We start from the raw sequence: 7019 nt of genomic DNA on the forward strand, positions 1-7019 counted from the left end.
GAAAAAAGGAGCTGTTCACTAATTATTTAGTGCGACAGCCCCTTTCAATTAAATTACATTTTAATTTTTCAATACAAAATTTTACATTAATATGTAAATAAAATCCATATTGTTTTTTACAAAAAAATATTATGATTAATATGTAAACATTTAAATAAGAATTTACAGAATTATTCGATGAAAATAAAGGGGGAAACTTTAATGGGTAAAAATTCAAAACCTATGAGTAAAAAATTAGCCATGATAGTAGCAGCAGCTGTAGTTATTACTCAAGTAGCTTCTGTGACTACTCCTGTTTTTGCTAATGCTAATGAAAATTTAGCACAAACTGAGACTTTAAACTGTGATCCTTATACAATAATTTTTGATGGCACAGAAAATATAGACTGGAAAACTTTTGAAGGAAAAGGAACTGCTATTTCTAATGATGGTTGGTTAGAATTCAAAAGAGATAGTTCTGGTGGTAATAATTACACTATTTATGACCCAAATGCTCCAATGTTAGTAGATGGCGAAGCAGAAATGGTGTTTAAAGTTGGTAAGGATGCTAGATTTGGAATAGTGGTTAGACCTTCTGAAGAAAATTATTTAATGCTTGGTTATGATTTAAATAGCAATTGGAGAATTTCTACTAAAAATGGAGGTAAAGACTTTACTGGTCCTAAATTAACTGCTGGAGAAGAATATAAACTTCAAGTAAGATATGAAGGTAATCATATAAAAATGATTCTTGATAGTGAAACAATATTTGATGAAGAAGTTAATCTTGATGGAATGCCAATAAATCAAGGATATGGAATTGGATTTAAAACTTGGTATGGAAGCACCCCTTCCTATGTTCAATATGTAAAATCTGGTCCTTTAGGTTCTATAATTGACTGTGAAAGTAAAGAAGTAAAGTCTGTTGAACCTGTTGAGGTGAACTCTTTAGTTGGAGTTAAACCGGAACTTCCTACTAGAGTTAAAGTTACTTATGTAGATGAAAGTAATGGCTTTGAAGAAGTTACTTGGCCATATATTTCAAAGGATAAGTATACTAAACCAGGTACCTTTGAAATAGAAGGTTCTTTAATTAAGGATTCAACAAAAAAAGTTCCTGCAACTATAACTGTAAGAGAAGATGGTTTAGTTTACACTACTGATTTTAATACACCTGAAACAAGTGGTAATTGGACAACGTCTAGAGGAAATGCTACAAGTACAGTGGAGAATAATAGATTAAAAGTAGCTTTAAATGGAGTTACAGAAATTTTTGATGAAGCTTCTCCTAATATAGTAAATGGTTCTTTAGAAAGTAAATTTGAATATAATATAGATACTGGTAGATTAGGCTTTGTATTTAGATATGTGGATGAAAATAACTGGTCCTCTATCTGCTATGATGCTGGAAATTGGATATGGAAGAACTTCTCTGATGGTAAAGAAACTTATGGAAACTTTGGTTCCAATAATATTCCATTAGAAGCTAATACAGTTTATGATATTAAACTTACCTTTAATGATAGCAATGTTGGTTTATGGGTAAATGGAGAAGCTGTGGGAGAACAAAGTATAAATGCTATTCCAACAGTAGCTGGTAAAATAGGTCTTCATGGATGGGGTTCAAATAAGAATGTTTATTTAGATGATATTACTTTTAAAGAAATTAAAGATGATCTATTAGCACCACCAGAATCAGGTGATCCAATAACTATTGAATCTGAGGATATGATAGTTACTTTAGATACTAAGTTCCCTAAAGTAACAAAATATGAATGGAAAGCTGACAATGAAATATTAGATGGTGAAGATGAACAACTTTATATTGTTGAAGTAAATGGTAAAAAGCAGGTTCCTGAAATTACTTCTAATAAAATAGATGAAAAAACTTTAGAATATACTTTAAATTTTGAAAATTTAAATGTGGTTGTTAAGGTTAATATGTTCTTAAAGGATGATAACATTTTAAGAATGGAAATTACAGATGTATTTGAACATGGTGATTTTAAAGTTAAAACTATTAACTTCCCTGACCATAGTTTAGCATCAGTTAGAAATACTAACGGTGGAGAGGTTTCTGCTGTAATAAATGACGGTAGTTGGAATAATATTGCAGAGGATTTTAAATCTGTTAATGACTATAAAAATGGGAACTTTGGTAGAGCCTATGCCTTCGTTAATGACAATAGATTCTCTATTGGTATAAATAACAATGTAGTTGAAGGTGGAGCTAGAGCTGTTGTTAATGTTCAAGAAAGAGAGGACCATAGAAAAGCTGGATTATATAATGGTACTTTTATATATAGAGAAGACTCTATAAATGGTGTGGAAGTTAAAGAAGAAATGCCTTGGTCAGAAATAATGATTGCTAGGGATACTAATAAAGATTCTGAAATAGATTGGCAAGATGCTGCTATTTTATATAGAGAAAATATGAATGTTACTCAAGGTGCTGAATATATTCCTAACTCCCTTTCATATATTCCGTTTAATATAGGTTCTTTAGCACAATCACCTTTCTTAAGAACAGCTGACCAAATTAAGAAAGTTTCTAATTACACTGATGGTTTTGGACAATTGATTCTTGAAAAAGGATATCAAGGTGAAGGTCATGATGATGTTATTGCTGATATAGGTGGACATACTGGTATTAGACAAGGTGGTAAGGATGACCTTAATAAATTAATCGAAATAGGTAAGGATTATAATGCTCAAGTGGGTGTTCATGTTAACGTAACAGAATATCACTTAGATGCTTTTGAACTTGAAGTGGATAACTTACAACCTGGATTTAAAAATGGCTGGGGATGGAAAGATGAATCTTACTATGTTGATCAAAGAAAGGATATAACTTCTGGTGAGCTTGAAAGAAGATTCAACATGTTAAAAGAAGATCATCCAGACTTAGGTTGGATTTATATAGATGTTTACACTGGCAATGGTTGGAATGCTAAAGAATTAGCTAAGGTTATTAATGGACATGATTGGATGTTAGCAACTGAATTTAATGGACCATTAGAACAACAGGTTACTTGGACTCATTGGGGTGGGGACCCTGCTTATCCTAATAGAGGAAATGAAAGTGATATTATAAGATTTATAAGAAACCAAGAACAAGATGCTTATATGGCTGATGATATGCTAAAAGGTGGTAAGCACATGTTATCAGGTGGTTGGGGAACTAGACACGACCTAGAAGGCTTCTATGCTATTGAAACATTCTACAATCAAACTTTACCAAGTAAGTATATGCAACACTTTGAAATAATGGATTGGGAAGATGATGGAACCACTGGTCATGTTAAATTTAATGATGGTCTAGAAGTTAAAAGAGAAAATGGCATTATTAACATGTATCAAGATGAAAAATTAATAGCTACCACTCCAAAAAACACTATAAATGATAGAGGTATTGGTAAAACTACTTTATTTATGCCTTGGACTTGGGAACAATTAGAAGGAACTGAGCAAAATAAGGTTTATCATTGGAATCCATATGGTGGTGAAACAACTTGGAATATTCCAAATATATGGGAAGGTGCTACTAGTGTAAAAGTTTATGAACTATCTGATCAAGGAAGAACTCATACTTTTGATATTCCTGTAGTTGATGGTAAAGTAACTATTGATGCTAAGCAAAATATTCCTTATGTTGTATTCCCTTCTGATGAAGTTGTTAAAGAATCTAGAATAACAACTTGGGGTGAGGGTACTTTAATAAATGATCCTGGATTTGACTCTGAAAATATTACTGATAACTGGACTGTAGAATCTACTGGTGATAATACAGACCATATTAATAGAGTAAATGAAAAAGTAGAAAGAAGATCTGGAAATGATATAACTGTAGTTCAAGGAAATAATGGTGCTGATGCTACATTATCACAAGAAATTACAGACTTAGTACCTGGTGAAACTTACTCTGCTTCTGTTTGGGTAAAACTTGATGGAGATAGAAAAGTAACTTTAGGAGTTGACTGTGGTGGTGAAACTTCAGAAAGTACTATAGATAGACAAACTAATCGTGTTGGAGTTGGTGAAGGCTTTAAGTGGTATAATGATAAATTCACTAGAATGAGAGTAGAATTTACAGTTCCTGAAGATATTACAACTGCTAAATTATATTTAAATGTAGCTAGTGATGAGGATGACTCTAAGGTATCTATAGATGATTTTAGAATTTGGACAAATCCACATAAAGAAATGGAACCAACTAATAAAGATGGTTATGTATTATATGAAGATTTTGAAAATGTAGATGAAGGTCATGGACCATTCTATATGGGAAGAAATCTAGGTACAGATAATAGAACTCACTTTGCTGAAAAAAATCCTGATGGTGATCAATATATGAATTGGGTAATTGATGGAAGATTTTCATTAAAAACTAATCAACAAGAAGGTACTACTGGTGAAATGCTTGTAACTGATCAAACCACATTACAACTAAAACCAAATACTAAATATGAAATAGGCTTTAAATATACTAATAAAAAAGATAACTTATATTCTATAGCTCTTAAATCACCGACAGCAGGAGTGTTATTTGATGAAAATTTAGCTCCTGGACAAGTAACAGGAAGACCTGAAGATGGTTCTGCTTATAGTAGAGAAGTTAAAGAATTTAAACATGAATTTACTACTGGTAATGCTAATGATTACTATTTAGCATTAGAAAAAGTAAATGGCTTTGATGAATTAATTTTAGATAATTTATATATAAAAGAAGTTAAAGTTTCAGATGCTACTCCAAATAAACCAACAAGCTTTAAAACTATAGAATCTACAGATAATAGTATTACTTTATCTTGGAAAGCTCCAAAAAATACTGAAATTGCAGATTATACAATATACAAAGATGGAGTTGAAATAGCAAAGGTAGCTGGAACTGAATTTACTGCTACTGATCTTAAATCTAATACTTTATATGGATTTAAAGTTGTAGCAAATGGAGTAAATGGTAAGAAATCAAGACCTATAGCCTTAAATGCTAGAACTTTAAAAACTACAAAACTTAGTGCAAGCATATTAATGAATATAAAAAATTTATTTAGTTAAAAAATAAATTAAAATACCTAAAAGGAGTTTCCAAAATTTAGAAACTCCTTTTTATTTTTATTATTTATTTACTTTTTAACTTTAATTATGAAACCTATTTTATATGATTGTTTACACAATTTATAAAATTCTAATTAATGTCATATATATCTGCAAATTCTATTGATATACTTTCAACCTGTGATTCATAGTAATTAATTTTATCTTCTTCCACGTCACTTTCTATTTTTTCACTAGGTAAAACTATAACAAACTCACTACCCTTATCTGTATTTTTTTCTAAATAAATTTTTCCATTATGAAGCTCAACTAAAGATTTTACTAAAGCTAGTCCTATTCCACTTCCTTCTTTAGCTCTTCTAAAAGATTTATCTGTTTGTATAAATCTTTTAAATACTACATCTTTCATATTAGATGGAATACCAATGCCATCATCCTTAACTCTTATAAAAACTTTTCTATTTTTTTCAGATATATCAACTAATATATTTCCACCTATATTACTAAACTTTATTGCATTAGATAATAAATTTAAAATTACTCTCTCTATTTTATCTGGATCGCATTTTATTTCTAATTCCTCAACATCAGTATCAAAAGTTATGTTTAGTTTTTTACTTTCTACATATGGTATTACAGATAAAGTAATATTTTCAACTAAACTAACTATGTCGTAATTTTGAAAATCCATTTTCATAAATCCAGATTCTATTTTAGTAATATCAATTAAATTATTTACTATCCTCATCATTCTAAAACAATTTTGTTTTAAAGTTTTAGAATACTTTATATAATATTTTTTAAATTCTTCATTGTCTTTATCAGAAAATGTAGTTAAAAGTTGTAAACAAGAATAAATTATATTAATAGGAGTTCTTAGTTCATGAGATAAATTAGCAAAAAATTCATTTTTAATTCTATCATATTCTTGAATTTCTTTATACTTTGTTCTAAGTTTTTCAATTTCATTTATATAATCTAAATCTTTTCCTATTAATACTTTTCCAATGATTTCACCTTCACTATTGATAATTTGATTTCTAGTTATTTCGAGCATCTTAATATTATTATGTTTCGAAATCATCTTTGCCCTTATAAGTTCATTGTTTACATTTCTATTTATATCATTTATATGTAATGGTCCATCTTCTTCTATTAAAAAATCATTTATTTTTTTCCCAATTAAATCATTTTCTTTGCATGAAAAAATATTTAAACAACTATTATTAACATAAGTAACTACTCCTTGAGAATCTACACTTATTATTATTTCTGATATGTTTTCTGTTACTCCTCTTAATCGTTGTTCACTTATTTTTATTTTTTCATTTCTATTATATGTTGATGTAATATCTGTAAAAATTAATGATTTATACTTACAATTTTGACCTAAATCTAATGTTTGTACATTACATTTTAAAACTTCTTTATCATTATTAACTTTAATACATTTATCCATAGTATTAACTTCATTATTAAATAACTCTTTTAAATCTTCTATAATATTATCTCTAATAAAATTACAAATATCTTCATAAGCTTGTCTAACATTATTATTTTTACTTCTTTTTTTCCTACTTTTTTTATTAGCATATATAACCTTATTTTCTTCATTTAATATTATCATTTCTATATGATTATTTTTTTCTGCTAAATGATAAAATATTTTTAATTGTCTCTCTAGCCTTTTTTGTTTTTTTATTTTTATTATAGAATCAATTAATAATCCAAAAATGAAACTTAAAAACATTAATACTGATATTAATATAGAATTTAGTAAAAGTATTAAACTTCTATCTATTAATAAACCTAAAGCAAATAAAAGTTTTATTGAAAATAATCCTATACAAATCATTATTGGTATGTATATAAATTCTAAGGACTTTATAACTTTAATAAAACATACTCCCATTGCAATTAAATATATTAATATTGTTAATTTTAAAAATATCATTAAACTTCTATTATTATATATTACAATA

General features: G+C 28.2%; 2 protein-coding genes. One reads left to right on the forward strand and one right to left on the reverse strand.

All coding sequences use genetic code 11. The features are described 5' to 3' along the window. Window positions 1-201 precede the first annotated feature (201 nt). A complete protein-coding gene (locus tag GBZ86_RS10825) occupies window positions 202-5037 on the forward strand; it encodes an endo-alpha-N-acetylgalactosaminidase family protein (protein WP_170272217.1) in 4836 nt (1611 codons plus the stop codon). 130 nt (window positions 5038-5167) lie between these two features. Here the strand turns inward: GBZ86_RS10825 and GBZ86_RS10830 are convergent. Next, a partial coding sequence (locus tag GBZ86_RS10830; protein ID WP_152890565.1) for a sensor histidine kinase occupies window positions 5168-7019 on the reverse strand: 1852 nt, incomplete at its 5' end.

Origin of the sequence: Clostridium tarantellae (assembly GCF_009295725.1) — a bacterium.
Taxonomy (GTDB): domain Bacteria; phylum Bacillota; class Clostridia; order Clostridiales; family Clostridiaceae; genus Sarcina; species Sarcina tarantellae.

Coding starts and splice junctions, on each gene's coding strand:
- GBZ86_RS10825 (WP_170272217.1), top strand. CDS start 202: ATGGGTAAAAATTCAAAACCTATGAGTAAAAAATTAGCCATGATAGTA.